Genomic DNA, 24,785 nt, shown 5'->3' on the forward strand with positions numbered 1-24,785 from the left:
ATGAGCATCATCAGGGTTTGGGTACGGCGATGTCTGCTGCTGACGCTATTGGCCGTAACGCCGCTGGCCGCCTGGAGTGCTACGCCGGATGCCGATACTTTTGTCGCCGCCAGCCGCAGCCAGCAGGCGCAGTTGCTGGAACGCTGGGCGGCGGCGCCGGAGCCTGCGCGTTTGCCGCTGCTCCAGGCGCTGGCCGGGGAAGTGTTGAATAAAGACGAGGCAGGGCACGCCTTCGACGATTCGGGAAAGGCGCTGGGGATGGCGATCCGGTCGGAAGGGACGCTAAAGAAGGTGCGTCTGACCAACCGGCTACGCAATCTGACGGCTGCGGCGCTGGCCAGCCATCGGCTGGTTAGTGACAATGTCACTGAAAGAAAGCGCGCCGCCACGGCGCTGATGTTCGAAGCCACACCGCAGATGGCGCCGCTACTGAACCGCCGGCTGACGCAGGAGCGCGACGGCGGCGTGCGTGAAGCGCTCCAGATGGCGCTGGCGGTGTTGCAGTTAAATGACCCCAACGCCGGGCGCCGCCTGCAGGCGGCGCAACGGCTGGGCGGTCGCGGCGATCCCCGAATGCAGGCCCGATTAACGCCGCTGACCGACCCGGCCCGGGAGCCGGTGGCTGCGGTACGCACTGCCGCGCAGCACAGCCTGGATAACATCGCCCGCCAGTTGAAGATGGGAGAGCTGCTGGGCCAGATTTTCAGCGGCCTGTCGCTGGGATCGATCCTGCTGCTGGCGGCGCTGGGGCTGGCCATTACCTATGGTCTGCTGGGGGTTATCAATATGGCCCACGGCGAGATGCTGATGCTGGGCGCTTACGCGGGCTGGATGGTACAGAACGCCTTTAGTCAGTGGGCGCCCCAGTGGCTGGCCTGGTGGCCGCTGGCCGCGCTGCCGGTAGCCTTTATGATGACCGCGGCCATCGGCATGCTGCTGGAACGCTCGGTGATTCGTCACCTCTACGGGCGACCGCTGGAGACGCTGCTCGCCACCTGGGGCATTAGTTTGATGCTGATTCAGGGAGTGCGGATGCTGGTTGGCCCCCAGAATGTCGAAGTGGCGAACCCGGCGTGGCTTTCTGGCGGCATCCAGGCGTTGCCCAATCTGATCCTGCCCTGGAACCGGCTGGCGGTACTGCTGTTCGTGCTGCTGGTACTGGGATTTACCTGGCTGATTCTGAACCGTACCCGACTGGGGCTGCATATTCGCGCCGTAACCCAGAATCGCGCCATGGCGGCCTGCTGCGGGGTACCCACCGGGCGGGTCGATATGCTGGCCTTTGGTCTGGGAGCCGGCATTGCCGGGCTGGGGGGCGTGGCGTTGACCCAACTGGGTAACGTCGGTCCTGAGCTTGGCCAGGGTTATATCATCGACTCCTTCCTGGTGGTGGTACTGGGCGGCGTCGGGCAACTGGCGGGCAGCGTGGTGGCGGCCTTTAGCCTGGGGATCTTTAACAAACTGCTGGAGCCTCAGGTTGGGGCGGTACTGGGCAAAATCCTGATCCTGATGCTGGTAGTGCTGTTTATTCAGAAACGACCCCAGGGGCTGTTCGCCCTGAAAGGGAGGATAACCGAATGACGCAACCTTTAACCCTGACGCTAAGTCGCCGGGCGCCGTGTCTGACGCGCTGGCTGGCAAGCCTTGCCGTGACCGCTCTGCTGGTGATGCCGTTTCTGGCGCTGCTTCCTGCCAGTCATCCGCTGGCGCTCTCGACATGGAGCCTGATGCTGGTGGGGAAGATCCTCTGCTACGCGGTGGTAGCTGTAGCGCTGGATCTGGTGTGGGGCTATGCCGGGCTGCTCTCCCTGGGCCACGGGCTGTTCTTCGCGCTGGGTGGTTATGCGATGGGCATGTACCTGATGCGCCAGGCGGCCGGTGACGGTCTGCCGGCCTTTATGGGCTTCCTCTCCTGGGAGAGCCTGCCCTGGTACTGGTGGGGCAGTGAACACTTCGCCTGGGCGCTGCTGATGGTGGTGCTGGTGCCGGGTCTGCTGGCGCTGGTATTTGGCATCTTTGCTTTCCGCTCGCGCATTAAAGGGGTCTATTTCTCGATAATGACTCAGGCGCTGACCTGGGCCGGAATGCTGCTGTTCTTTCGCAACGAAACCGGCTTCGGCGGCAATAACGGCTTTACCGGTTTCACCACGCTGCTGGGGGCGCCGTTGACCGCAACCTCGACCCGCATCCTGCTGTTCCTGGCGACCGTTATCCTGCTGCTGGCTTCGCTGGCGCTGGGCTTTGCCCTGGCGCGCAGCAAATTTGGCCGGGTGCTGACGGCCATGCGCGACGCGGAAGGGCGGCTGCGCTTTTGCGGCTATAACCCTTTTGGCTTCAAGCTTCTGGTCTGGACGCTGTCGGCGGTGCTCTGTGGTCTGGCTGGCGCTCTTTACGTGCCGCAGGTGGGAATTATCAATCCCGGCGAAATGTCGCCCACCAATTCGATCGAGGCGGCTATCTGGGTGGCGCTGGGCGGGCGCGGTACCCTGGTTGGGCCGGTTATTGGCGCCGGGCTGGTTAACGGCGCGAAGAGCCTGTTCACCGTCTGGATGCCGGAATACTGGCAGTTATTCCTGGGGCTGATTTTTATTCTGGTGACGCTGTTTCTGCCGCGCGGCGTGATGGGGCTGTGGCGCCGGGGAGGAAAAACCGATGACTGAACAACCGCTGCCTTATACCCGTGCGCTGGCGACGGACCGTTACCGCCGCCAGCGCGACCCGATTCTGCAACTCGATGGCATCAGCGTCAGTTTTGATGGCTTCCAGGCCCTGAATAATCTGTCGTTTGAGATCGGCGTTGGGGAATTGCGCTGCGTGATTGGGCCCAACGGTGCGGGAAAAACCACGCTGATGGATGTGATCACCGGTAAAACCCGGCCGGATCGGGGGCGCGTGCTTTACGATCAAAGCGTCGATCTGACGCAGATGGATCCGGTGGCCATCACCCGGCGCGGCATTGGTCGCAAGTTCCAGAAGCCGACGGTGTTTGACGCGCTGACGGTGGCGGAAAATCTGGAGGTGGCCCAGAAGGGTGACAAATCGGTCTGGGCCTGCCTGCGGGCGCGTCTGAACAGCGAACAGCGCGATCGCATTGACGAAACCCTGGCGCTGCTGCGGCTGGGGGCAGAGCGCAACCGTCTGGCGGGGGCGCTCTCCCACGGGCAGAAGCAGTTTCTGGAGATCGGTATGCTGCTGGTGCAGCAGCCGCATGTGCTGCTGCTCGATGAACCGGCGGCGGGGATGAGCGATGCCGAAACGGCATGGACCGCCGAACTGTTTCGCGAGCTGGCGGGGCGCCACTCCATGATGGTGGTGGAGCACGATATGGGGTTTGTGGAAAGCATTGCTGACAGGGTCACGGTACTGCATCAGGGCCAGGTGCTGGCGGAAGGTTCGCTGGCTCAGGTTCAGGCGGATGAGCGAGTGATAGACGTCTATCTGGGGCGCTAATTATTAACGGGGAGAGCCTTATGCTACAGGTGTCCGCTTTGCATCAGTACTACGGCGGCAGCCATATTTTACGCGGCGTTTCACTGGAAGCGCCCATCGGTGAAATCACCTGCCTGCTGGGGCGTAATGGGGTCGGTAAAACCACGCTACTGCGCTGCCTGATGGGGCTGGTTCCCGCTCACAGCGGCTCGGTGCTGTGGCAGGGGAAGGCGATTGTTCGCCGTCGCCCGCACCAGCGGGTGCAGTCAGGTATTGCCTGGGTGCCGCAGGGGCGCGAAATTTTTCCTCGTCTGACGGTGGAAGAGAATCTGCTGATGGGGCTGGCGCGCTTTCCGGCCGCGCAGGCCAGGGAGGTGCCGGATGAGATCTGGAATCTGTTCCCGGCGCTGTTTGAAATGCGGGAACGACGCGGCGGCGATCTGTCCGGTGGTCAGCAGCAGCAGCTGGCTATCGGTCGGGCGCTGGCGACCCGGCCGCAGTTGCTGATCCTGGATGAGCCTACAGAGGGGATCCAGCCTTCGGTGATCCGCGAAATTGGCGAAGTCATTCGCCAGCTGGCAGATCGCGGCGATATGGCCATTCTGCTGGTGGAGCAGTTCTATGATTTTGCCGCAGAGCTGGCGGATCGGTATCTGGTGATGTCGCGCGGGGCCATCATTCAGCAGGGAAAGGGCGCTGATATGGAGGCCGACGGCGTACGCGCCATGGTGGCGATATAGCCTCAGCCCTGAATGTGGTACAGCGGAACGTCCAGTTGAGCCGGGTCGTCGCTTCCGGCGCTGGGGTCCATTCCCTCCCAGGGTATATGGCCGGGCATAATCATAGCATTACGTGATGCCTGCGGCTGAGGCAGGCAGGGTTCGGCCAGCGCGCTAACGGGAAGGGCGACCAGCAGCGCGGCCAGGGGCAATATACGTTTCATTGTGAACCTGACGGGAGTTACTCACTGGAGACCGGCAGGCGTGAAAAGCCTGCCGAAGGGCCATTTAGCTGTTGCAACCGTTATAACCGTAGCCGCTGTGATAGTGATTCAGCGGATAAAGATAGCGTGATTCGCCCGGCATATTGGTCACCCGATACTTATGGGGCGGTACCGAAAAGTAGTTCTTAAAGGTACGGGTTAACGTCTGCTGGGATTCGAAACCATAGCGTTCGGCCAGATAGAGAATCGGCTCATTGCTCTCTTTCAGTTTCTGCGCAATCTCGGTGAGTTTCCGGTTGCGAATATACTGACCCAGCGAATGGCCGGTTTCTTTCTTAAACATCCTCTGTAAATGCCATTTGGAGTAGCCGGAACGCTCGGAGACTTTATCGAGCGAGAGCGGGGACTCCAGGTTGTCTTCAATCCAGTCCAAAATGCTATGAATCGTGACCGCATCATTATTGCGTCTGGACATCATCTCACCTCATATAATTATACTTTTACGGCAGAATCTTCTTGAGCAGGCATTCAAGATGAACCACCTCATCCGCCGTAAGATTTCTTGTTAATTCCTGGTGCAGGCTTTGCCCTACAAGCTGATGACAACGTTCGCACAGCTCAACGCCGGCAGGCGTGAGGCGAATCAGCACGCCACGTTTGTCATTGGGATTCGGCAGACGCTCGATCCAGCCCTTGCAGGAGAGGCGAACGAGCATGCGGGTCAGGGCCCCCAGGTCTACCGATAATCTCTTCTTTAACTCCACCGGTGTGGTACTGACATCGCAGTGAATGGTGCACAGCACTTTGAACTGCGATGCAGTAATACCCAGTGGGGAAAGATAGTCATTCAGCAAGCGATCTTTATGCTGGTTAGCCAGCGTGATCAGGCGTCCTAAAGGGACGATTTGATTAAACAGATCGCTCGATTTATTCAAGATAGTTGCCCAGGCAAGTACATTAGTCACGGAAGATATTATTGCCCAGGAAAGAGTAAGTCAACTAACTTACACAAGGTGATAACACTTTCTGCTAAAGCGTTTCGTGAATATAAAAAAATATGTCTGAATATGTCTTTATAACCTGTTATTTAGGCCACAAAGCAGGCTAAAACCTTACCTTTACTGACAGATGATGGCTGGTCTGACCGGCGATTTGTCCATATACTTTGGCCGGTTCTTTGTCGGGTCGTTAATGAGGAGCGACGATGCTGGATCTGTTTAAAGCCATTAGTCTTGGCCTGGTGGTGTTATTACCGCTGGCAAACCCGTTGACTTCCGTTGCGCTGTTTCTGGGGCTGTCGGGGGGAATGAACAGCGAAGAGCGTAATCGCCAGTCGCTGATGGCCTCTGTGTATGTCTTCGCCATTATGATGGTGGCCTGGTATGCCGGTCAGCTGGTAATGAGCACCTTCGGGATTTCGATTCCAGGTCTGCGTATTGCCGGCGGGCTCATTGTGGCCTTTATCGGCTTTCGGATGCTGTTTCCGCCGCCTGCCAGCGCCAGTGGGGAGGAGCCGACCACTACAGCCAATATCGCCTTTGTCCCACTGGCTATGCCCAGCACAGCAGGGCCAGGCACTATTGCCATGATCATCAGCTCAGCCTCTACCGTGAAGCATGGTATCGATTTTCCTGACTGGGTGATTCTGGTGTCGCCGGTACTGATTTTCCTTAGCGTCAGCCTGATTCTGTGGGCCTGCCTGCGTAGCTCCGGCACTATTATGCGGCTGGTGGGAAAGGGAGGAATTGAAGCGATTTCCCGACTGATGGGCTTCCTGCTGGTCTGTATGGGCGTGCAGTTTATTATTAACGGCGTGCTGGAGATCGTCTCTCAATATCATTAATTCCGCGGGGCGTCAGGCACAATAAAAACATGGTTGTTAATATCAGGTTAAATCAAGAGAATAAAAACTATGTTCTTTGCATGACCTGAGTGAGCAGTACCATGTTAAGCGTTCTGTCCGCGTCCCTGTTTGCGCGGATCCGCATTTTTCTCGGCCGCCTGAAACCCCACGCCCTGCCGGTGGCCAGCAAACATATCCTCCTCTGTTCTATTGGCGCGGGTACCGGGCTGGCGGTGACCGGCATGTTCAGCCACTGGCTGCTCGGCGGCGTCAATCTGTGGTTTATCGCGCCAATGGGTGCTTCCGCCGTATTACTGTTCGGCGTTCCGGCAAGCCCCCTGGCTCAGCCCTGGTCTATCGTTGGCGGTAATGTGCTGTCGGCGCTGATTGGCGTCTCTGTGGGGATGCTGGTGCCTGATGTGGCGCTGGCATGCGGTCTGGCGGCCGGACTGGCGATTGCTGCCATGTATTTTATGCGCTGCCTGCATCCGCCCGGCGGCGCGGTGGCGTTAACGGCGATCCTCGGTGGGGCGGACGTTGCGCACGAAGGCTACCACTTTGTGCTGACGCCGGTGTTGCTCAATTCCCTGATGCTGGCCGTGCTGGCGATGATCTTCAACAACCTGGTAGGGCGTCGTTATCCGCATCCGCTGGCCGAAGAAGAGGTGAAGTCCCGGGGGGTGTCGCAAGGGGCATCGGTGACCCGTGAAGATATTCACGCCGCGCTGCTCGACGGTCAGTTTCTGGATATTGATGAAGATGACGTTCAGGAGCTGTTGGAGAAGATCGAGCATAAAGCGGCTATGCGCAAGGCGCAAGCACGCCGGAATTGAGGGTAGATCCCCACCGACCAGGGGCCGGTGGGAGAGGCTATCAGGAGTGATGAGGCTGCTGTTCCAGCGTTCTGGTGGGCCAGCGGCGGAATACCACCAGTGACCAGACCAGCGCTGCCAGGGCCGGAATGGCGCCCACATAGCCGATATCGGCCATCGACAGATGCAGACTGACCTGATTCCCCAGCAGCGCGCCCGCGCCGATACCAATATTAAAGATGCCGGAAAACAGCGCCATCGCCACGTCGGTGGCATCCGGCGCCAGCGCCAGCACTTTCACCTGCATGCCAAGGCCGATCACCATCATCGCGATACCCCAGAACAGGCTCAGCGCGATCAGGCCATTGCTGCTGCCGGATACCGGATACAGCAACATCAGGCAGACCAGCAGCGTGGCGATGGCGGCGCTGACCAGGGTTGATGCATGCAGGTTGCCCAGCTTGCTGAAAATAATGCTGCCGATAATGCCGGCGCCGCCCAGAATCAGCAACAGAATGGTGGCGAACCCGGCACTGAAACCGGCGACCGTCATCACAAAGGGCTCGATGTAACTGTAAGCGGTGTAGTGGGCGGTAACCACCACGGCCACCAGCAGATAGATGCCCACCAGCGCCGGGCGGCGGAACAGTTCCGGTAGACTCTTAAGCGAGCCGGAGTGTTCGCTGGGCAGTTTCGGCAGCAGTTTCATCAGGCTCAGCAGGGTTAACAGCGCCACCGCGCCGATGCCCAGGAAGGTGACGCGCCAGCCCAGATACTGACCCACCATGCGGCCCAGCGGCAGACCCAGCACCATGGCCAGCGCGGTACCGGTGGCGATCAGGCTCAGGGCCTGGGCGCGTTTGCCGTGTGGCGCCATACGAATGGCCAGCGAGGCGGTGATCGACCAGAAGATGGCGTGGGCGCAGGCGATACCAATGCGGCTCAGCACCAGTACCTGGAAGTTCCAGGCCAGATAAGAGAGCACATGACTGGCGATGAAGACCACGAACAACCCAATCAGCAGCCCGCGTCGTTCAAATTTTGCCGTCAGCAGCATAAACGGCAGCGACAGCAGCGCCACCACCCACGCATAGATGGTCAGCATAATGCCCACCTGGGCAGTCTGCATATTAAAACTCTGTGCAATATCCGACAGCAGGCCCACGGGCGCAAACTCCGTGGTGTTGAAGATAAACGCGGCGATGGCAAGCGTAACAACGCGCAGCCACGCGACTTTGCGGGAGACTGTGTTTACCGTCATAAAAGTGTTTTGCGCCTGTTAATTCGAAAGGAGGAAGAAAGGCGCCGATCTTAAAACCTCGCTCGGGCAAAACACAACGATTTTGTGACGAATCTCTCACTTCTTTACAATGACGACGCTCCCCCTGGCGCGGTGACTGACGGCGTGTTAATAACAGCGTAAGGGATATTCTGAGGATATAAATGATGCAGGCGATTGATTTCTGGTTGGTTGATGCGTTCAGCGACCGACCGTTTGGCGGGAATGCGGCGGCGGTTTGCCCGTTAACGGACTGGTTACCGGATGAGGTGATGTTACAGATGGCCAGACAGCATAACCAGTCGGAAACCGCCTTTCTGGTGCGTAGCGATAGCGGTTTTGAACTGCGCTGGTTCACCACCCATGCCGAAATCGACCTGTGTGGCCACGCCACCCTGGCCGCGGCTCACGTGATTTTCGAATATCTCGACTGGCCGGACACCTCGATTCGCTTCAGCACCCGCTTTGTGGGAGAGCTTCAGGTCACCCGCAATGGCGAATGGTTAACCCTGGATTTGCCTGCGCGTGACTGCAGGCCCGAAACGCCGCCCCAGGCGCTGTTACAGGCGCTGGGCATCGACCAGGCCCGCTCGGTCAGTAAAGGCAAATGCTGGCTGGTGGAGCTTTCAAGCCGTGAACAGGTGGAAGCGCTGCAGCCGGATTTCGCTTTGATGCGCCAGATTGGCGGGCTGAATAAGGTATGCGTAACGGCAGCGGACAGCGAATATGATTTTGTCAGCCGCTTCTTCAGCCCTGAAGTGACGATGCCGGAAGATCCGGTGACTGGCTCGGCCCACACCATGCTGATCCCCTGGTGGGGTGCAAAGCTGGGGAAAACCCGGATGCGGGCCCGCCAGGTGTCGGAACGGGGCGGCGATCTGCGCTGTGAATGGCTGGAGGACCGGGTCAAAATCGGCGGGCAGGCCCGAACCTATATGATGGGCAAGGTTTTTCTGTAATCTAATGCCCTGAATACTGAGCTAATTCTTAAAAAACATATGTTATCGCCTTTGGTTATTGGCCCCGTAATGGTGACACGCGAAATAATTTCACGATTAGCTGATTAACACCAAATGGCGATTTTTTATGTGGTATACGATCTTTTCCGGGCTGATTTGCGGCGCGCTGCTGGGGTTTGTGATGCAGCGCGGTCGTTTCTGCCTGACCGGCGGTTTTCGCGATATGTACATCGCGAAGAATAACCGCATCTTCTATGCGCTGCTGATAGCGATAGCCGTGCAGAGCATCGGGGTGTTTACCCTGATCGCCGGTGGCTGGCTGAGCTATGACGCAGGCGCTTTCCCCTGGTTTGGCACCGTCTTCGGTGGCTATGTCTTCGGCATCGGCATTGTGATGGCGGGCGGCTGTGCTACCGGCACCTGGTATCGCGCCGGTGAAGGACTGCTGGGTAGCTGGATTGCGCTGTTCGCCTATATGCTGACCAGCGCGGTGATGCGTTCGGCGCATATGACTGACTTTAACCATCAGGTCAAAGGGCTCAGCACCGCCCATAACTCCATCGCCGAGACCCTGGGTATATCGGTATGGCCGTTGATTGCGCTGCTGCTGGTGGTAACTCTGGCGGTGGTGGCGAAAGAGCTGCGTAAGCCGAAGCTGAAAATGGCCATGCTGCCGCCGAAGCGCAGCGGTCTGGCGCATTTGCTGTTTGAAAAGCGCTGGCATCCCTTTATTACGGCGATCCTGATTGGCCTGATCGCCACCCTGGCCTGGCCCCTGAGTGAAGCCACCGGCCGCCACTTTGGGTTGGGGATCACCTCTCCCAGCGCCAATATTATTCAGTACCTGGTCATGGGCGACAGTAAATTCCTGAACTGGGGCGTGTTCCTGGTGCTGGGGATCTTCCTGGGCTCGTTTATCGCCGCGAAAGCCAGCCGCGAATTCCGGCTGCGCGCCGCCGATGCCCGTACCTCGGTCCGCAGCTTTGGCGGCGGTATTCTGATGGGCTTCGGCGCCAGCATTGCCGGGGGCTGCTCTATTGGTAACGGTCTGGTGATGACCGCCATGATGACCTGGCAGGGCTGGGTGGGGCTGGTCTTTATGATTCTGGGCGTCTGGACCGCCTCCTGGTTCCTGTTCGTACGCCCGCAACGCAAAGCGCGTCTGCAGACCGCTTCTGCCTGATCTATTTTTAAGTAAGGAGTTACGATGACGGTTAAAAAACTCGATGTAGTCAGCCTGGTATGTCCGTTTCCGCTGATTGAAGCTAAAGCCGCCATGACGGAGCTGCAAAGCGGCGACGAACTGGTGATTGATTTCGACTGTACCCAGGCGACAGAAAGCATCCCGCAGTGGGCGGCCGAAGAGGGGCACACTATCTCTGACTATCAGCAGGTAGGCGACGCCAGCTGGACCATCACTGTAATGAAAGGGTGACATTGTCACTTTTCGCCAGCCGGGAGGGGCGCTGCCTCGCCCGGCTTTTTTATTGCTTCACCTGCCTGAAAAAATAAAAAAACTGGAGGCAACGGTTGTATCAGATAACGCGAGAGAGTGCGCGGCAGCGCATCGCCCGCAGCCTGACTGAGGCGCTGGATAACTGGCACCGGCGAATTTATCCCGTTGAAATGGCGCAGCTCACGCCTCAGCGGCTGGAGGCTATTCCTGAATCCGATCTGATCTTTATGATCATTCGAACCCTAAGCGGCGCAGCCGTGGGCTGTGGCGCCGTGATGTTGAGGCTGGCCGGTGAGGGCGAAGTAAAACATATCTGGATCGATCCCGAGCATCGTGGCCACGGGCTGGGGGAACGGCTGCTGTCGCAACTGGAACGCCAGGCGCGGCAGGAGGGCTGTCGGCGTCTGATGTTGACAACGGTCAGTCGCCAGCACGGTGCCGTTACGCTCTATTTGCGTAACGGTTACCGCTTTATTGATGACGGCCCTAAAGCCGTGATGGAAAAGACGCTTATGACAGAGGAGACGGTGCCTGTTGCATTTTGTCCACCCAGCTAATGCGCTAAAGGCCTCAGTCGTGAGATTTTTGCGCTTCGGCCTGAGATAACTGACGGATGCGCGGCGTCATTGACAGACCGTAACCAATGCATCCCAGCGTCAGCAGTATGTGAAAAATCAGCATTGCCGGGCTTTCCGGGCGGGTAAAGGCATTCAACAGGGTCTGAACTCCCACGGCAATGCCGCCGACAATCGTCCAGCGTCTTAGTCGTATCGTATTGCGCAGAACCTTGCCTGGATCTGCGAGCTTCTCTTTATTGCGAGCCATTTCATGCCTCCTGCGATTGTTGATGAAAATAGGGGGATTTTAGGGAGTGGTGAGCAGACTGTTAACTCATTTTTCCGGCAGCAGGCTGCTAAAGGCGTCAAGCTGCGGCGTTCTGGCGCCGCGCCGCCAGATAAGCCAGGTGGTTAGCGTGCGCCACGGCGTGGTGAGCGCCCAGCGCGATACCTGATGGCTGCCAGGCATGCTTTCCAGCATGCTGAGCGGCATCAGCGCCAGGCCCGCACCGGCAATCACGCAGGCCAGCATACCGTGATAGGACTCCATCTCATGGATTTTGCCAGGCATGGCGCCATCTTCATGAAACCAGCTTTCAAAATGGCGCCGGTAGGAGCAGTTAGCGCGAAAGGCATAAATACTGGCGCCGTTAACGTCCCGGGCCCGGGTAATGGGGGGATGACCCGCCGGGGCGATAATCACCATCTCCTCATCGAACACCGCAACCCCTTCCAGCGCTGGATGGAGCAGGGGACCATCGACAAAAGCGGCGGCCAGACTGCCTTCCAGCACGCGGTCGATCATTCCCCCCGACGGACCGGTGCTGAGATCTAACTGAATGCGCGGATAGCGCTGATTAAATTCTGCCAGAATCCCCGGAATCCGCACCGCCGCGGTACTTTCCAGCGACCCCAGCGCCAGCCGGCCCTGGGGAGCGTCGCCGGCCACCACGGTACGGGCTTCGGAAACCAGTTCCAGAATCTGCCGACTGTAGGCCAGAAAGCTGTGTCCGGCGGGCGAAAGCCGCAGACGCTGGTTCTCGCGAATAAACAGCTCAGTGCCGAGATCGGCCTCCAGTTGGCGAATACGGGTGGTCAGGTTGGAGGGAACGCGGTGTACTCGCCGGGCGGCGGCGCTGATGCTGCCTTCTTCCGCTACGGCATTAAACATCTCAAGCTGGGTAAGGTCCATGAGCTTTCTCATATCGTGAATGGCTGACTTAATATTATTCAGTTTTATCAACTGTCATGCAATGGCATGCTTAACGCCACATTTAAGAACAGAGCGCGGAGAACACAATGACGCAAGCGACTTCACCTGCAACACATGCGATTTCTATTAATCCGGCCACCGGCGAACAGATTGGCGCCTGGCCCTGGGCCGATAGCGCGGCCGTTGATAACGCCATCGCCCTGGTCCATCAGGGTTACCGCCACTGGCGCGGGGTAGCACTCGCAGAGCGAGCAGACGCCCTGCGTCGTCTGGGAGCAGCACTGCGCAATCGCGGCGAAGAGATGGCGCAAATGATGAGTGCTGAAATGGGTAAGCCTATTGCTCAGGCTCGTGGAGAAGTCAATAAATCGGCGGCCCTGTGCGACTGGTATGCTGAACAGGGACCGGCAATGCTGGGCCAGCAGCCGACCCAGGTGGAACAGAATAAAGCCGTGGTGGAGTTTCGCCCGCTGGGACCGATACTGGCGGTCATGCCCTGGAACTTTCCGCTGTGGCAGGTGCTGCGTGGCGCGGTACCGATGATACTGGCGGGGAATAGCTATCTATTGAAGCATGCGCCGTCAGTGATGGGCAGCGCCTGGCTGATTGAAGAACTGTTCCGCGATGCGCAGATTCCGACTGGGGTCTTTGCGGTGGTTAACGCCACGCCGGAAGGGGTGAGCCAGGTCATTGCCGACGATCGTATCGCGGCTGTGGCAGTGACCGGCAGCGTTCGCGCCGGTGCGGCGATTGGCGCTCAGGCTGGTGCGGCGCTGAAGAAGTGCGTACTGGAACTGGGGGGCAGCGATCCCTTTATTGTCCTGAACGATGCCGATATTGATGAAGCGGTAAAAGCCGCCGTGGCGGGACGCTATCAGAATACCGGGCAAGTTTGCGCCGCCGCCAAGCGTTTTATCGTCGAACAGGGGATTGCCGAAACCTTTACCCGCAAATTTGTTGCCGAAGCGGCCCGGCTGAAGATGGGCTCCCCGCGCGATGAAGAAAACACACTGGGGCCGATGGCGCGCTACGATCTGCGTGATGAACTGCATCAGCAGGTTGAAGAGTCCATTGCTCAGGGGGCTGAACTGCTGCTGGGGGGTTATAAAGTCGAAGGTGCAGGTAACTACTATGCCCCTACGGTACTGGGTAATGTCACCGCTGATATGACCGCGTTCCGCCAGGAGCTGTTCGGCCCGGTGGCGGCCATTACCGTGGCCAGGGATGCTGAACACGCCCTTGAGCTTGCCAATGACAGCGAATTCGGGCTTTCCGCCACGCTGTATACGGGCGATGAGGCCCTGGCTAATGATATGGCCGCGCGTCTGGAGTGCGGTGGCGTGTTTATCAACGGTTACTGCGCCAGCGATGCCCGGGTGCCTTTTGGCGGGGTGAAAAAGAGCGGATTCGGGCGCGAACTGTCGCATTTTGGCCTGTATGAGTTCTGTAACGTACAGACCGTATGGAAGGATCGCCACTAATCCTGGCGTGACATGGCACTCTCTTCACGCGGGGCGTATACTGCGCTCCGCGTTTTGCCCTTTGTCCTAAAACAAAAAGCTGGCGCTGAACGCGGCGAACAGTAGCATCGCCACGCTGCTAATCGTCACGCTAATAAAGCTCATAATTGCACCAATGATAATGAACTCCCTGATACCCCGTTTGTGCATGCCCGTCTCCAACCGATTGCCCGGTTAACTTTAGGGGAGTGCGGTTAAACGGAAGCTAAATTCCGCACAGGGGAATACGCGGGAGGAGGAGTACATGAAAAATACCGATGCGCTGTTCGAACGCCTGAGTCGTTCCCGTTTTCGCAGCCGTTTCCGCCTGGGGCCCAAAGAGCGGCAGTACTGTCTTGATAAAGGGGCGCCGGTGATTGAACGTCACGCTATCGACTTTATCGCCACCCGTCTGGCGCCAGCACAGCCGCCCAATGACGGAAAGCAGACGCCCATGCGCGGTCATCCGGTTTTTATCGCCCAGCATGCCACGGCCACCTGCTGCCGCGGCTGCCTGGCCAAATGGCACGGTATTGCCGCCGGGCAGGCGCTGAACGATGAGCAGCAGCGCTATATCCTGGCCGTTATCTGGCGCTGGCTGGTGACCCAGATGAACTGACCAGGTTATGCTGGATACCTGGTTTTAAGACGAGTAATGCCATGAAATTTGCCGACAAGCCCGCCAATGAAGAAGACCGCCTCCAGTCGCTCCATGCCTCCGGCTTGCCGGAGTCAGGGCCATCCGAACGATTCGATCGCCTGACCCGCATGGCAAAACGCATCTTCGACGTACCTGTCGCCATGCTGAATCTGGTGGATGCCGACCAGCTCTTACCGCACTCCTGCATTGGGCTGGAGCCGGAAAAGTGGGATCGCGAAACCTCGCTGTGTTCACACGTCATTCTGCAAAGTACGCCGCTTATTGTCAGCGATCTGCTGGAGGATCCCCGCTTTCACGATGCGCCTGCCATCACGCACCAGGGGTTGCGATCCTACGCCGGTTGCCCGGTGCATATGCCGGATGGTTTTGCGGTAGGGGCGCTGTGCATCAGCGATACTCGTCCACGCCTGCTTTCAGAAGATGAGGTGGCGGTGCTACAGGATCTGGCCGCTATTGTGGAAGACAGCTTTGCGGTACTGACAGAGGCGCGCCTGGACCAACTGACCGGGCTTGCCAATCGCCGCGGTTTTGATGTGCTGGCCTCCTATGCGCTGGCAGGGGCAAGGCGCCGCGAAAAGCCAGCCTGCCTGTGCTTTATCGATCTCGACGGTTTTAAGATTATCAACGACACCTGGGGTCATGAAGCAGGCGACCGGGCGCTTGGCGTGATGTCAGGGTTAATGAAGCAGTGCTTTCGCGAAGATGATGTCATCGGCCGTCGCGGTGGCGATGAGTTCAGCATTCTGTTTACCGACAGTTCGCTTTCCGGCGCCTCCCGGGCGATGGAGGTACTGCAACACAAGGTCAGCCTGTATAACGAAACCAGCGGCCAGCCCTGGCAACTGCATTTCTCGTGGGGGATGGCGCAGTACGATCCGCTACGTCACTCTTCGCTGCGCTCGCTGCTCCAGCTGGCGGACAGGCGTATGTACCAGATGAAGAAGTCGCGTCAGCAGGCCCGTTAGTTCAGTCCGGGTCACAGTTTTTATAAATAAAATTGAAAATATCAACTCACTTTGATCGAAACGGGGTTTCAGATAATCCTTGTTTGCTACTTTTCCTGTCAGGTTGTTGACAAGTGCCTTTTCAGGCCTTTTATCTGGTAAGGAATCTGATTGTGAAATCTCTGAATCGTCGTGATTTTCCCGGCGCCAGCTATCCTGAGCGCATTATTCAGTTCGGGGAAGGCAACTTCCTGCGCGCCTTTGTTGACTGGCAGATCGATCTGCTGAATGAACATACCGATCTTAACGCCGGTGTGACGATTGTCCGCCCCATCGACAGCGATTTCCCCCCCTCGCTCAGTGAACAGGATGGCCTCTACACCACGCTGATTCGCGGTCTGAACGAGCAGGGGGAAGCCGTGAGCGATGCGCGCCTGATCCGCTCGGTTAACCGTGAAATCAATGTTTATCGTCAGTACGACGAATACCTGAAGCTGGCTCATAATCCTGATATCCGCTTTGTGTTTTCTAACACCACCGAAGCGGGCATCAGCTACCATGCGGGCGATCGCTTTGAAGATGCTCCGGCGGTGAGCTTCCCGGCCAAACTGACCCGCCTGCTGTTTGAGCGCTACAGCCACTTCGACGGCGCTCAGGACAAAGGGTGGGTTATGATTCCCTGCGAGCTGATTGACTACAACGGCGATGCGCTGCGTGAACTGGTCTTACGCTACGCCCGGGAGTGGAACCTGGCGGAAGGCTTTATCCGGTGGCTGAATGACGCCAACACTTTCTGCTCTACGCTGGTGGACCGGATCGTGACCGGCTATCCGCGCGATGAAGCAGAGCAGATTGAGCAGCAGCTTGGCTATCGCGATACTTTCCTGGATACCGCCGAACATTTCTACCTGTTTGTGATTCAGGGGCCGAAGTCGCTGGCTCAGGAGCTACGGCTCGATAAACTGGCGCTTAACGTCCTGATCGTCGACGATATTAAGCCTTACAAGGCCCGTAAGGTGGCGATTCTCAACGGTGCGCATACCGCGCTGGTGCCGGTGGCCTTTATGGCCGGTCTGGATACCGTGGGCGAAGCGATGAGCGATGCACAGATCTGCGCCTTTGTGGAAAAGGCGATACGCGATGAAATTATTCCGGTGCTGGATCTCCCTAAAGAGGAGCTGCTGTCGTTCGCCCAGGCGGTAACAGGGCGCTTTCGCAACCCCTATATTCGCCATCAGTTGCTTTCCATTGCCCTGAACGGTATGACCAAGTTCCGCACCCGCATTCTGCCGCAGCTGCTGGCGGCGCAGCAGGCTAACGGTAAACTTCCGGCGCGGCTGACCTTCGCGCTGGCGGCGCTGATTGCCTTCTACCAGGGTGAGCGGGGCGGTGAAAGCTATCCGCTGCAGGATGACGCCCACTGGCTGGAACGCTACGGACAGTGGTGGCCCGCTTACCGCGACGGTCAGATGAGCGTCCGCTCGCTGGTGGAGCAGGTCCTGGGCGATGAAGCGCACTGGGAATGCTGTCTGCTGACCGTTCCCGGGCTGGTGGATCAGGTCACCGCCTTCCTGGAGGCGATTCTCAGCAAAGGGATGCGCGATGCGGTAGCGCCGCTGTGCTGAACTGACTGAGCGAGAACATCATTAAAGGCCATGGCGATTTGCCGTGGCCTTTTTAGTCTGGAACGCATATTAGTTACAACATACTTTTGATTTTGTCATTAACTGCCGCAGAACATAAACGTTGTGCACAACTCAGTCTGGCAGGGAAGGAAAGCCACTTTCCACGCTATCGTAGCGCGCTCTGGCCGCCCGAAAATCGTCGACAGAGGCGATAATCCACTGCCATAGCGGCATCATGCGGATCAGCATCTCTTTTCCCTGTTCGGTCACGGTGTAGACCACGCGGGGACTTTTCTCCTGATAATCGTGCCGTGAAATCAGCCCGTCACGCTCCAGCTGGCGTAACGTGCGCGTCAGCATTCTTTGGGTCACGCCGTTAAGATTGCGGCGTATTTCGGCATGGCGCATAGGGCCGCGGGTGCCCAGCAGATGCACGACACCCAGCGACCAGCGGTTCCCTGCATGGGTCAGAATTTCCTGCTTCAGGCCGTCATCACCGTCGCTTAACTGTTCACATAATACTTTTGATAGTTGCAGTATGGCTTCTCGATCCTGCTCCATTTCACCCCCGGTATCATCGGTGTGCCTTATTGAATCCAGCCGTTATCCGATGTCAGTCTGTACCCAACACAAGGGGGAGAGTATGACGCATCTAATCGAAAAACCGACACAAAGGATTTTAGTTCTGGGCGCAGGGGAGCTTGGGATCCAGGTCTTGCGGGCGATGAGCCAACAGGCGCGCCGCCATTCGCAGACGCAGATCAGCGTTTTACTGCGGCCGGATGCGGCCAGTGCCGTCTCCGGTGCGCGAAAAACCCGGCTGGATGAGCTGGTCGCGGCGGGAATCCACGTGATAGAAGGCGATTTACAGAATCAGACCGTCGATGAACTGAGCCAGCTATTTCGCCCGTTTGACGCGGTAATTAACTGTAGCGGCTTTGTCGGCGGCCCCGGAACGCAAATCAAAATCACCCGGGCGGTACTCAACGCAGGTGTCGCTCGCTACTTCCCGTGGCAGTTCGGCGTTGACTATGACGTGGTGGGGAAAGGAAGTGGTCAACAGGTATGGGATGAACAGTTGGAGGTTCGCCAGCTATTGCGCGCCCAGCGTGAAATGGAGTGGGTGATTGTATCGACCGGCATTTTTACCAGTTACCTGTTCGAGCCCGGGTTCGGCGTGGTGAATGAAAAAGCGCGGACGGTCTATGGCCTGGGAAACTGGCAGTATGCGGTGACGCTGACCACGCCCGAAGACATTGGCATGCTGACTGCGGAGATCTTTTTCCATCAACCGCGCTTTCGTGACCAGGTGGTTTATATCGCGGGCGATACCCTGACCTATGGCGAAATTGCCGATTTAATGCAGTCTCACTGGGGCGGTGAGATCCACAGAGAATTACTGGATAAAGCGCGGCTGGTAAACGATGTCCGCCATCACCCGGAGAGCGTGGCGGCAAAATATCGGCTGGCCTTTGGGCGCAGTGACGGTGTGGCATGGAATAAAGCCGATACCTTTAATGCCCGGCAGGGAATCAACACCATGACGGCCAGAGAATGGCTGGCCGAAAATGGTGTGGGTTAAGCGTTTCAGGCGGTCTGGTACGGCCGGGCCGCAGTTAGTGAATGTGACTGTCTAAAAAGGCGCGAATAACCGGAATGATCTCCTGTCCGTGGGTCTCCAGCGCAAAATGCCCGGTATCGTAAAAGCGAATATCGGCATCGGGAATATCCCGTTTCCAGGCTTTGGCACCGGCAGGCAGAAACCAGGGATCGTTCTGGCCCCAGACCGCAAGAAGAGGCGGCTGCGTCTCACGAAACCAGGCCTGGAACAGAGGGTAACTCTGTACGTTAGTCGCATAATCAAGCACCAGATCCAGCTGAATCCCGGCATTTCCCGGTCGCGATACCTGCATACTTTCCAGCGTATAACCGTCCGGCGGTACAAGGCTGGGGTCTGGCACGCCTTCCAGATACTGCCATTTAACGGATGCGGGGCTCGGGAAGTCGCGCAGCGCAGCCCGGTTTTCTGGCGTGGGGGATTCCCAGTAGCGCCTGATGTCGTCCCATCCCTGAGCCAGCCCTTCCTCATAGGCATTACCATTCTGAGAGACGACGGCGGTGATCCGCTGTGGGTGTCTGATGGCAAGGCGCCAGCCCACGGGTGCGCCGTAGTCATGTACCACAATCGCGTAGCGTTCCAGCTTAAGCTGTTGCGTAAACTGGTCGATCGTGCTGGTGATATTGTCAAACGTATAAGCGTATTCGCTTGGGGGAGGCGATTGTGTGAAACCGAAAGAGGGCAAGTCTGGGGCAATCACATGATATTTATCGGCCAGAGCCGGAATCAGATCCCGAAACATGTACGATGACGCGGCGAAACCGTGAAGTAACAGGATACAGGGGGATGAAGGATCACCGGCCGCGCGGTAGAAGATATTGACCTCACCGACCTGCTGATACCGATAGTGGATGTGTGATGCCGAAGCATGCGGGTTGCCTGTGTTCATAAAGACCTCGTGTGTAACCGGTAAAATGCGTAATTGAAAGTTACGCACTTGCCGTGTAACCTGTCAATAAATTTTTAGAGGGTTACAAAATGCCTGAACCACGCAGCGGTCAACCGCTATTCCTTGCTAATCATCTCGCTCTGGACTTCGTTAACAGCGCCTGTGGGGTGGGTGACGAATATCAGGATTTTTTTACCGATGATGCCAGTGTGGTTTCCTGGCTTAAGTTGGCCGAACTGCTGCCTGGGGATTTTTCAGATGTTCCCCCGGGCCTTGCCCGGCAGGCCCGGGCGGTGAGGGAAGTCGCAATTCAGATGCTGGATGCATGCCAGACCGGTAAACCCGGCAACCCGGAACTGATTAATCAGTTACTTGATAAAGGGCAGCCGGTCCGGCGTCTGGAGTGGGTAGCGGAATTACCGGGATTCAGGGTCACTGAATACAGAAGGGACAACAGTATCAATGCCCTGCTGGAGCCGATAGCGACGGCGCTCGCGCTTCTGCTGTCCGGTGATGAGCGCAAGTATATTCGGCAGTGTGAAGCGCATGATTGCACTCTGTGGTTTCTGGACACCACAAAATCACATCGCCGTCGCTGGTGCAGTATGGCGCTGTGCGGTAACAGGATGAAAGTCGCGGCATTTCGGGCGCGCAAGCACCAGACCGGGTGATTGATATCCTGTAAGGCCATGGCTGGCTGCTATGGCCTTTAGCGTTGAAGTCGTAGTTACAACATTCTTTTTAATTGATTGCAATATCGCAGCTATCACCGTTGTGCAGAAGTTGGTTTAGCAGGAAGGGGGTAGGGGGGGCCGTTAAGAGCGAAATATAGTCATTCGCACCCTGAGAATTACACTTTTAAGTGATTCAGGGTATGCGCACGAATATTGAGCGAGAATCACGTGATGATCGCCGCTTTTCTTTCGAGCCAGTAGGTGCTCCACGTTCGCTAACGAATACTCAGGGCATGCAGATAACTGCTGGCTATATTTCTTTCGAAGAGCGTGGAATGCATACCGATCACTGATGAAAGGAGTTGGTGATGACTGCGACTAATCAATGTTGGTCTGGACTGGGCAGATAAAAAACACGATGTCTGTGTTCAGTTTAAGAACGGTGAACGTGTATTCCATGTGATTGAACATACAGCAGAAGCGCTTGACGTCTGGCTTACCGAGTTACATCTTTAGCTCAACTGGCTTTAATTACGCATAATTTATCCTTAAAGCCGATAAAAAATGTGCCGTTATCAGCAACAGCACATCTGAGCGTTATTAATAATCGAAAGATTGCCTGATGCTAATCAGGCTAACATTGTTTTGTAGCGTTCAGCCTGTGCCACAATTTCTTCGTCGGTGATTGTCGCACTTCCGCCTGTAATGAAAGGCTTGATATAATGCATACCCAGATACCCGGAGATGGTTTTAAAGGACAGCAGATATTCGCTTACCGTATGACCGGCAGCACCATCAGGCTGATAGGCAGACTCAGCACCACCGAGCGAAACTGCCAGCATGAGTTGCTTGTCACTCAGCGCCTGTGTTTCGCCACCATGTGACCAGCCGTAGGTCAGTACATCATCAAGCCACTGCTTAAGAAGTGGCGGCGTGCTGTACCACTGCATCGGGAACTGCAGCACGATGCGATCGGTATTTTCCAGAGTAGCCTGTTCAGCGGCCACGTCGATTTTGCCATCCGGATACAGGTCGTATAGATAACGCACATTAACATCAGGCAGTGATCCTGCATTTATTGCCAGCGCCGAGTTAACACGGGACTGATGAATGTTTGGATGGATAACAAATACAGTTGTTTTCATTTCGATCTCTTGTCATTAAAAGAATGTTTCGTCAATTTCAAGCTGGGATAAGGCTTCATTGATGTCATTTAATTCAGCATCATTGAGCTGAACATTTGCGGCTTGAAAATTCTCTTCCAGCCGGTGTAATTTCGTTGTTCCCGGGATCGGTACGATATAAGGCTTCTGAGCCAGTTCCCATGCGAGGACAACCTGTGCCGAAGTTGCATTGTTTCTTTCAGCAATGTCGGCGATTAGATTCAGAAGCGCCTGGTTATTTTCCATTACCTCAGGTTTGAAGCGCCCCATCATGCCCCGGTAATCGCCTTCCCCATAAGTTGTATTAACTGTCACCTGACCACTCAGGAATCCATTACCCAGCGGGCTGTATGCCATAAAGCCAATATCGAGTTCATCACATACTTTAAACAGATCCTGCTCAGGCTTACGCCACATCATCGAATACTGATCTTCAACTGCGGTAACCGGGCAGACTGCATGGGCTCGCCGTATATAAGAAGCGGGTGCATTTGATAGTCCCCAGTATTTTATTTTGCCCTCGGCGAGCAGCTCTTTCATTAATCCTGCCACTACTTCCGGCTCAACTTTTGGATCAACGCGATGTTGATAAAACAGGTCGATATGGTCGGTTTGCAGTCGACGGAGTGAACCTTCCAGTTGCTTTCTGACAGACGCTGGACTGCTGTCTAACACCGGCACTAGCTGACCATCAATATTTTCCATACCTGTCACGCCGAACTTGGTCGCGATGACGACGCTGTCCCTATGTTTTCTGTGTAACGGGTGGCTTTAACAGACATATCAACTAAAGATTTCATCTATCCAGTCTGCAAATGCGCGTACAGCGGGTGACAGAAAACGCTGATGGGGATAAAGCAATGTGACAGGAACTGACGACGGCTGCCAGTCGGCCAGGACTTCAACCAGCGTTCCTTTCTGCAGGTGTTCTGATACAACGTTTTCAGCAAGCTGCGCCAGTCCGAACCCTTCGAGGCACATTTTTATATAGAGTCCCGTCTCGTTGACGGCTGCCTGCCCGCTGACGGATACGGACAGCGTTTCTGTTCCCTGCACAAAACGCAACTCGTCTGTACGCCGGCTTTGTCCGGAAAAATAATGAATAGCCCGGTGATGAGATAAATCTTCAGGTGACTGCGGAATACCGTACTCCCTGAGATAGTCGGGAGAAGCACAGGTGATCCAGCGAAACTGCCCAAGCGGACGGGCAACAAGCGTTGAGCTAAGCAACTCTCCGGTTCTGATCACGCAATCCACACCCTCCTGAACCAGATCGACCTGCCGGTCGCTGACGCCGATCATCAGGTAAATATCAGGATACCGGCTGTAGAACTCTTTCAGGTTTGGCATAACGATGAAATGGGCTATACCGCCGGGCATGTCAACGCGTAAACGGCCCCGGGGGCGCCTGTTCGAATCGGCCAGGCTGGCTTCAGTATGTTCAATTAAGGCCAGAATTTCCCTGCATTGCGCCAGATACTGCAGACCTTCAGGAGTAAGGCTGACCCGTCTTGTGGTCCGGTTCAGCAGACGCACCTGCAGATATTTCTCCAGGTTTTTGATGGTGCTGGTAACAGTAGAGGAAGGCAGGGACAGTGTTTCCGCTGCCCGGACAAAGCTTCCGGCCTCAGCCACCCTTAAAAAAACCTGCATAGCCTGAATGCGATCCACCTGACTGCTCTCCTGAATATCGTGTGACGTTGTTAACCATCATTATTCGGTAATTCTGAATTATGAAAACGCGTTAGTCATCTTTTTCACCTTAATCGGGAGGCGTATCGTTTTCCTTCTGAAACTGAAAGAGACGATTACAATGACCAATTACAACAGAAATATTGTTAACAATCAGACGGAAAACCCGCCGGTAACACTGATTCGCGGCGCAACCATACTGAGTATGGACGAGAGCGTCGGTAACATTGAGCGCGGTGACATTCTCATCAACGGCTCAATCATTACCGCCGTGGGTCAGAACCTTGACGCGCCAGGTGCTCACGTCATTGATGCCAAAAATATGATTGCCATGCCGGGGATGGTTGATTCTCATCGTCACGCCTGGGAAGGTCAGCTACGCCGCATCAACCCCAACGCCACCTGTCTGGGCGACTACAGCAACGCCACGCACTTTTCGTTCGCCAGATATTACCGCCCGGAAGATATCTACGTCGGTAACCTCCTGACGGCGCTGGGCGCGATTGACGCGGGTATCACTACGATGATTGATAACTCGCACAACAGCCGTACCGCAGCGCACGCCGATGCCGCCGTTGAGGCCCTGCTTGATGCCGGCATTCGCGCTATCCATGCTTCCGGCGCGCCGGTGGCCGGTGAATGGGATAAAGCGCACTGGCCTGGCAACTGGCAGCGTCTGCAGGAAAAATATTTCAGGGATAATCCTGAGGGCCTTGTTACTCTGGGTGTCATGGCTCAGTTGGAGCCAGAATTGTGGGCTGAAGCCCGCAGGCTGGGGCTGCCGATTGTAACCGAGTTCTTTGGTGCTGAAATGGCCTCCGAGCTTGAATCACTGCATCAGCAGGGTCTGCTTGGCCCGGATAATATCTTCAACCACTGCACGGCACTACCTGATGAGGGCTGGGAGATCCTGCGAGAAGCCGGTGTCCGGGTAAACGTCTGCCCGCGCTCAGATTCACACTACGGTATCGAAAGCGGGATGTTCGCCATTGAAGCCGCGCAGCGTCATGGCATCAATCCTGGCCTGAGCGTGGACAATGAAACGTCTTACAGCACCGACATGTTTATGGAAATGCGCGTGGCGTTCTATCTGCAGCGTGTGATGGGTATGCATAAGGAGCACTGCTGTGATTCAGAGCATTCGCTGACAACGCTTCCGGCTGCGCAGTTGCTTAAATCGGCAACCGTTGATGGCGCGGTTTGTGCCGGACTGCAGGACAGAATAGGGAGCCTGACGCCAGGCAAACAGGCTGATCTGATCCTGATTAACGCGGCTGACCTCAACCTCTATCCCAACGGAAATGCGTTTGGCACGGTGGTGCATGCTGCTGAACGCAGCAACATCAATACCGTGATGATCGGCGGGCGCATCGTCAAGCAGAACGGCAAAGTGCTGGGTGTGAACAGCGAGCGCCTTCGCGCAGCCATTGATGAATCACGCGAACACCTTTTTGCGGCGGCAGGGTATGAGCCAGACATCTTTGCGGAAAAATTCCTGCCGCTGGTCCAGGCAAACTGACAGAGACGAA

Annotated in this window: 29 protein-coding genes and 1 pseudogene; 18 read left to right on the forward strand and 12 right to left on the reverse strand. The window is 56.6% G+C overall.

Annotated elements, in window-relative coordinates:
• Genes urtB through urtE form a run of 4 tightly spaced genes read left to right on the forward strand, consistent with a single transcriptional unit; the run spans window position 1 to window position 4,169 of the window.
• Window positions 1–1,581, forward strand: coding sequence for an urea ABC transporter permease subunit UrtB (gene urtB, locus SCU88_RS11410; RefSeq protein ID WP_175341466.1), 1,581 nt, complete (start codon window positions 1–3; stop codon window positions 1,579–1,581).
• Entirely contained in the window at window positions 1,578–2,660 is a 1,083-nt protein-coding gene (gene urtC / locus SCU88_RS11415) for an urea ABC transporter permease subunit UrtC (protein WP_175341467.1), read from the forward strand. Before urtB ends, urtC begins: the two co-directional genes overlap by 4 nt.
• Entirely contained in the window at window positions 2,653–3,450 is a 798-nt protein-coding gene (gene urtD, locus SCU88_RS11420; protein ID WP_175341468.1) for an urea ABC transporter ATP-binding protein UrtD, read from the forward strand. The genes urtC and urtD overlap by 8 nt, the downstream gene beginning before the upstream one ends.
• A gap of 20 nt (window positions 3,451–3,470) precedes the next feature.
• On the forward strand, window positions 3,471–4,169 hold the full coding sequence (gene urtE / locus SCU88_RS11425; protein ID WP_175341469.1) for an urea ABC transporter ATP-binding subunit UrtE: 699 nt from the start codon (window positions 3,471–3,473) through the stop codon (window positions 4,167–4,169).
• Between the two features lie 2 nt (window positions 4,170–4,171).
• Here the strand turns inward: urtE and SCU88_RS11430 are convergent, their stop codons facing one another.
• The 3 genes from SCU88_RS11430 to marR form a co-directional block, all read right to left on the reverse strand.
• A complete protein-coding gene (locus SCU88_RS11430; RefSeq protein ID WP_138097410.1) occupies window positions 4,172–4,372 on the reverse strand; it encodes a hypothetical protein in 201 nt (66 codons plus the stop codon).
• A gap of 64 nt (window positions 4,373–4,436) precedes the next feature.
• Window positions 4,437–4,847, reverse strand: a complete 411-nt coding sequence (gene marA, locus SCU88_RS11435; protein WP_138099237.1) for an MDR efflux pump AcrAB transcriptional activator MarA — start codon at window positions 4,845–4,847, stop codon at window positions 4,437–4,439.
• 25 nt (window positions 4,848–4,872) lie between these two features.
• A complete protein-coding gene (marR, locus tag SCU88_RS11440) occupies window positions 4,873–5,307 on the reverse strand; it encodes a multiple antibiotic resistance transcriptional regulator MarR (RefSeq protein ID WP_138097411.1) in 435 nt (144 codons plus the stop codon).
• Between the two features lie 269 nt (window positions 5,308–5,576).
• Between marR and SCU88_RS11445 the strand changes: the two genes are divergently transcribed.
• A complete protein-coding gene (locus tag SCU88_RS11445; protein WP_138097412.1) occupies window positions 5,577–6,215 on the forward strand; it encodes a MarC family NAAT transporter in 639 nt (212 codons plus the stop codon).
• Between the two features lie 101 nt (window positions 6,216–6,316).
• Complete coding sequence (locus SCU88_RS11450) at window positions 6,317–7,048, forward strand: HPP family protein (protein ID WP_175341470.1); 732 nt, start codon at window positions 6,317–6,319, stop codon at window positions 7,046–7,048.
• A 40-nt stretch (window positions 7,049–7,088) separates the two neighbouring features.
• On the opposite strand, the gene SCU88_RS11455 is transcribed toward SCU88_RS11450, so the two are convergent.
• Window positions 7,089–8,288, reverse strand: coding sequence for a sugar transporter (locus SCU88_RS11455; RefSeq protein WP_138097414.1), 1,200 nt, complete (start codon window positions 8,286–8,288; stop codon window positions 7,089–7,091).
• A gap of 185 nt (window positions 8,289–8,473) precedes the next feature.
• Between SCU88_RS11455 and SCU88_RS11460 the strand changes: the two genes are divergently transcribed.
• The 4 genes from SCU88_RS11460 to SCU88_RS11475 all read left to right on the forward strand — a co-directional run bounded on the left by SCU88_RS11460 (window position 8,474) and on the right by SCU88_RS11475 (window position 11,278).
• Window positions 8,474–9,265: a PhzF family phenazine biosynthesis isomerase gene (locus SCU88_RS11460; RefSeq protein WP_175341500.1), complete on the forward strand. Its 792-nt coding sequence runs from the start codon at window positions 8,474–8,476 to the stop codon at window positions 9,263–9,265.
• Between the two features lie 127 nt (window positions 9,266–9,392).
• Window positions 9,393–10,448 (forward strand): thiosulfate utilization transporter TsuA/YeeE, encoded by a 1,056-nt coding sequence (tsuA, locus tag SCU88_RS11465; protein ID WP_175341471.1) that lies wholly within the window; start codon window positions 9,393–9,395, stop codon window positions 10,446–10,448.
• 24 nt (window positions 10,449–10,472) lie between these two features.
• Window positions 10,473–10,700, forward strand: a complete 228-nt coding sequence (gene tsuB, locus SCU88_RS11470) for a thiosulfate utilization sulfurtransferase TsuB/YeeD (RefSeq protein WP_175341472.1) — start codon at window positions 10,473–10,475, stop codon at window positions 10,698–10,700.
• A 95-nt stretch (window positions 10,701–10,795) separates the two neighbouring features.
• Window positions 10,796–11,278: a GNAT family N-acetyltransferase gene (locus tag SCU88_RS11475; protein WP_138097417.1), complete on the forward strand. Its 483-nt coding sequence runs from the start codon at window positions 10,796–10,798 to the stop codon at window positions 11,276–11,278.
• Window positions 11,279–11,291: 13 nt separating this feature from the next.
• Here the strand turns inward: SCU88_RS11475 and SCU88_RS11480 are convergent, their stop codons facing one another.
• On the reverse strand, window positions 11,292–11,546 hold the full coding sequence (locus SCU88_RS11480) for a hypothetical protein (protein WP_175341473.1): 255 nt from the start codon (window positions 11,544–11,546) through the stop codon (window positions 11,292–11,294).
• A gap of 66 nt (window positions 11,547–11,612) precedes the next feature.
• Entirely contained in the window at window positions 11,613–12,470 is an 858-nt protein-coding gene (gene ptrR, locus SCU88_RS11485) for a putrescine utilization regulator PtrR (RefSeq protein WP_138097418.1), read from the reverse strand.
• A 107-nt stretch (window positions 12,471–12,577) separates the two neighbouring features.
• Here ptrR and sad point away from each other — a divergent pair, with 107 nt between their 5' ends.
• Window positions 12,578–13,972: a succinate-semialdehyde dehydrogenase gene (gene sad / locus SCU88_RS11490; RefSeq protein ID WP_138097419.1), complete on the forward strand. Its 1,395-nt coding sequence runs from the start codon at window positions 12,578–12,580 to the stop codon at window positions 13,970–13,972.
• A 66-nt stretch (window positions 13,973–14,038) separates the two neighbouring features.
• Here the strand turns inward: sad and SCU88_RS11495 are convergent, their stop codons facing one another.
• Window positions 14,039–14,161, reverse strand: a complete 123-nt coding sequence (locus tag SCU88_RS11495; protein WP_277752966.1) for a hypothetical protein — start codon at window positions 14,159–14,161, stop codon at window positions 14,039–14,041.
• A gap of 94 nt (window positions 14,162–14,255) precedes the next feature.
• Here SCU88_RS11495 and SCU88_RS11500 point away from each other — a divergent pair, with 94 nt between their 5' ends.
• From SCU88_RS11500 to SCU88_RS11510, 3 genes are all read left to right on the forward strand, one after another.
• Window positions 14,256–14,609: a DUF4186 domain-containing protein gene (locus SCU88_RS11500; RefSeq protein WP_138097420.1), complete on the forward strand. Its 354-nt coding sequence runs from the start codon at window positions 14,256–14,258 to the stop codon at window positions 14,607–14,609.
• Window positions 14,610–14,650: 41 nt separating this feature from the next.
• Window positions 14,651–15,616 carry a diguanylate cyclase domain-containing protein gene (locus SCU88_RS11505; RefSeq protein ID WP_175341474.1) on the forward strand — a complete coding sequence of 322 codons (966 nt, stop codon included), beginning with the start codon at window positions 14,651–14,653 and terminating at the stop codon, window positions 15,614–15,616.
• A gap of 152 nt (window positions 15,617–15,768) precedes the next feature.
• Window positions 15,769–17,220, forward strand: coding sequence for a tagaturonate reductase (locus SCU88_RS11510; RefSeq protein WP_175341475.1), 1,452 nt, complete (start codon window positions 15,769–15,771; stop codon window positions 17,218–17,220).
• Window positions 17,221–17,352: 132 nt separating this feature from the next.
• Here the strand turns inward: SCU88_RS11510 and SCU88_RS11515 are convergent, their stop codons facing one another.
• Window positions 17,353–17,781: a winged helix-turn-helix transcriptional regulator gene (locus SCU88_RS11515; protein WP_175341476.1), complete on the reverse strand. Its 429-nt coding sequence runs from the start codon at window positions 17,779–17,781 to the stop codon at window positions 17,353–17,355.
• 82 nt (window positions 17,782–17,863) lie between these two features.
• Between SCU88_RS11515 and SCU88_RS11520 the strand changes: the two genes are divergently transcribed.
• Window positions 17,864–18,802, forward strand: a complete 939-nt coding sequence (locus SCU88_RS11520; RefSeq protein WP_175341477.1) for an NmrA family NAD(P)-binding protein — start codon at window positions 17,864–17,866, stop codon at window positions 18,800–18,802.
• Between the two features lie 34 nt (window positions 18,803–18,836).
• Here SCU88_RS11520 and SCU88_RS11525 read toward each other — a convergent pair whose 3' ends face one another.
• Window positions 18,837–19,727 (reverse strand): alpha/beta fold hydrolase, encoded by an 891-nt coding sequence (locus SCU88_RS11525; protein ID WP_175341478.1) that lies wholly within the window; start codon window positions 19,725–19,727, stop codon window positions 18,837–18,839.
• Window positions 19,728–19,816: 89 nt separating this feature from the next.
• Between SCU88_RS11525 and SCU88_RS11530 the strand changes: the two genes are divergently transcribed.
• Both SCU88_RS11530 and SCU88_RS11535 read left to right on the forward strand, forming a co-directional pair.
• Entirely contained in the window at window positions 19,817–20,398 is a 582-nt protein-coding gene (locus SCU88_RS11530; RefSeq protein ID WP_175341479.1) for a CGNR zinc finger domain-containing protein, read from the forward strand.
• 375 nt (window positions 20,399–20,773) lie between these two features.
• Window positions 20,774–20,911, forward strand: a pseudogene (locus tag SCU88_RS11535) (IS110 family transposase); the annotation flags it as partial.
• 119 nt (window positions 20,912–21,030) lie between these two features.
• Here the strand turns inward: SCU88_RS11535 and SCU88_RS11540 are convergent.
• From SCU88_RS11540 to SCU88_RS11550, 3 genes are all read right to left on the reverse strand, one after another.
• Window positions 21,031–21,546 (reverse strand): NAD(P)H-dependent oxidoreductase, encoded by a 516-nt coding sequence (locus tag SCU88_RS11540; protein ID WP_175341480.1) that lies wholly within the window; start codon window positions 21,544–21,546, stop codon window positions 21,031–21,033.
• 15 nt (window positions 21,547–21,561) lie between these two features.
• On the reverse strand, window positions 21,562–22,269 hold the full coding sequence (locus SCU88_RS11545; RefSeq protein ID WP_431810132.1) for an aldo/keto reductase: 708 nt from the start codon (window positions 22,267–22,269) through the stop codon (window positions 21,562–21,564).
• Between the two features lie 78 nt (window positions 22,270–22,347).
• Window positions 22,348–23,235, reverse strand: a complete 888-nt coding sequence (locus tag SCU88_RS11550) for a LysR substrate-binding domain-containing protein (RefSeq protein WP_175341481.1) — start codon at window positions 23,233–23,235, stop codon at window positions 22,348–22,350.
• Window positions 23,236–23,377: 142 nt separating this feature from the next.
• Here SCU88_RS11550 and SCU88_RS11555 point away from each other — a divergent pair, with 142 nt between their 5' ends.
• Window positions 23,378–24,775, forward strand: a complete 1,398-nt coding sequence (locus SCU88_RS11555) for an amidohydrolase family protein (protein WP_175341482.1) — start codon at window positions 23,378–23,380, stop codon at window positions 24,773–24,775.
• Window positions 24,776–24,785 lie beyond the last annotated feature (10 nt).

The sequence above is a fragment of the Jejuibacter sp. L23 genome (assembly GCF_050815825.1).
Classification (GTDB): domain Bacteria; phylum Pseudomonadota; class Gammaproteobacteria; order Enterobacterales; family Enterobacteriaceae; genus Jejubacter; species Jejubacter calystegiae.

Coding starts and splice junctions, on each gene's coding strand:
- urtB (WP_175341466.1), top strand. CDS start 1: ATGAGCATCATCAGGGTTTGGGTACGGCGATGTCTGCTGCTGACGCTA.
- urtC (WP_175341467.1), top strand. CDS start 1,578: ATGACGCAACCTTTAACCCTGACGCTAAGTCGCCGGGCGCCGTGTCTG.
- urtD (WP_175341468.1), top strand. CDS start 2,653: ATGACTGAACAACCGCTGCCTTATACCCGTGCGCTGGCGACGGACCGT.
- urtE (WP_175341469.1), top strand. CDS start 3,471: ATGCTACAGGTGTCCGCTTTGCATCAGTACTACGGCGGCAGCCATATT.
- SCU88_RS11430 (WP_138097410.1), bottom strand. CDS start 4,372: ATGAAACGTATATTGCCCCTGGCCGCGCTGCTGGTCGCCCTTCCCGTT.
- marA (WP_138099237.1), bottom strand. CDS start 4,847: ATGTCCAGACGCAATAATGATGCGGTCACGATTCATAGCATTTTGGAC.
- SCU88_RS11445 (WP_138097412.1), top strand. CDS start 5,577: ATGCTGGATCTGTTTAAAGCCATTAGTCTTGGCCTGGTGGTGTTATTA.
- SCU88_RS11450 (WP_175341470.1), top strand. CDS start 6,317: ATGTTAAGCGTTCTGTCCGCGTCCCTGTTTGCGCGGATCCGCATTTTT.
- SCU88_RS11455 (WP_138097414.1), bottom strand. CDS start 8,288: ATGACGGTAAACACAGTCTCCCGCAAAGTCGCGTGGCTGCGCGTTGTT.
- SCU88_RS11460 (WP_175341500.1), top strand. CDS start 8,474: ATGCAGGCGATTGATTTCTGGTTGGTTGATGCGTTCAGCGACCGACCG.
- tsuA (WP_175341471.1), top strand. CDS start 9,393: ATGTGGTATACGATCTTTTCCGGGCTGATTTGCGGCGCGCTGCTGGGG.
- tsuB (WP_175341472.1), top strand. CDS start 10,473: ATGACGGTTAAAAAACTCGATGTAGTCAGCCTGGTATGTCCGTTTCCG.
- SCU88_RS11480 (WP_175341473.1), bottom strand. CDS start 11,546: ATGGCTCGCAATAAAGAGAAGCTCGCAGATCCAGGCAAGGTTCTGCGC.
- ptrR (WP_138097418.1), bottom strand. CDS start 12,470: ATGGACCTTACCCAGCTTGAGATGTTTAATGCCGTAGCGGAAGAAGGC.
- sad (WP_138097419.1), top strand. CDS start 12,578: ATGACGCAAGCGACTTCACCTGCAACACATGCGATTTCTATTAATCCG.
- SCU88_RS11495 (WP_277752966.1), bottom strand. CDS start 14,161: ATGCACAAACGGGGTATCAGGGAGTTCATTATCATTGGTGCAATTATG.
- SCU88_RS11500 (WP_138097420.1), top strand. CDS start 14,256: ATGAAAAATACCGATGCGCTGTTCGAACGCCTGAGTCGTTCCCGTTTT.
- SCU88_RS11505 (WP_175341474.1), top strand. CDS start 14,651: ATGAAATTTGCCGACAAGCCCGCCAATGAAGAAGACCGCCTCCAGTCG.
- SCU88_RS11515 (WP_175341476.1), bottom strand. CDS start 17,781: ATGGAGCAGGATCGAGAAGCCATACTGCAACTATCAAAAGTATTATGT.
- SCU88_RS11520 (WP_175341477.1), top strand. CDS start 17,864: ATGACGCATCTAATCGAAAAACCGACACAAAGGATTTTAGTTCTGGGC.
- SCU88_RS11525 (WP_175341478.1), bottom strand. CDS start 19,727: ATGAACACAGGCAACCCGCATGCTTCGGCATCACACATCCACTATCGG.
- SCU88_RS11530 (WP_175341479.1), top strand. CDS start 19,817: ATGCCTGAACCACGCAGCGGTCAACCGCTATTCCTTGCTAATCATCTC.
- SCU88_RS11540 (WP_175341480.1), bottom strand. CDS start 21,546: ATGAAAACAACTGTATTTGTTATCCATCCAAACATTCATCAGTCCCGT.
- SCU88_RS11545 (WP_431810132.1), bottom strand. CDS start 22,269: ATGGAAAATATTGATGGTCAGCTAGTGCCGGTGTTAGACAGCAGTCCA.
- SCU88_RS11555 (WP_175341482.1), top strand. CDS start 23,378: ATGACCAATTACAACAGAAATATTGTTAACAATCAGACGGAAAACCCG.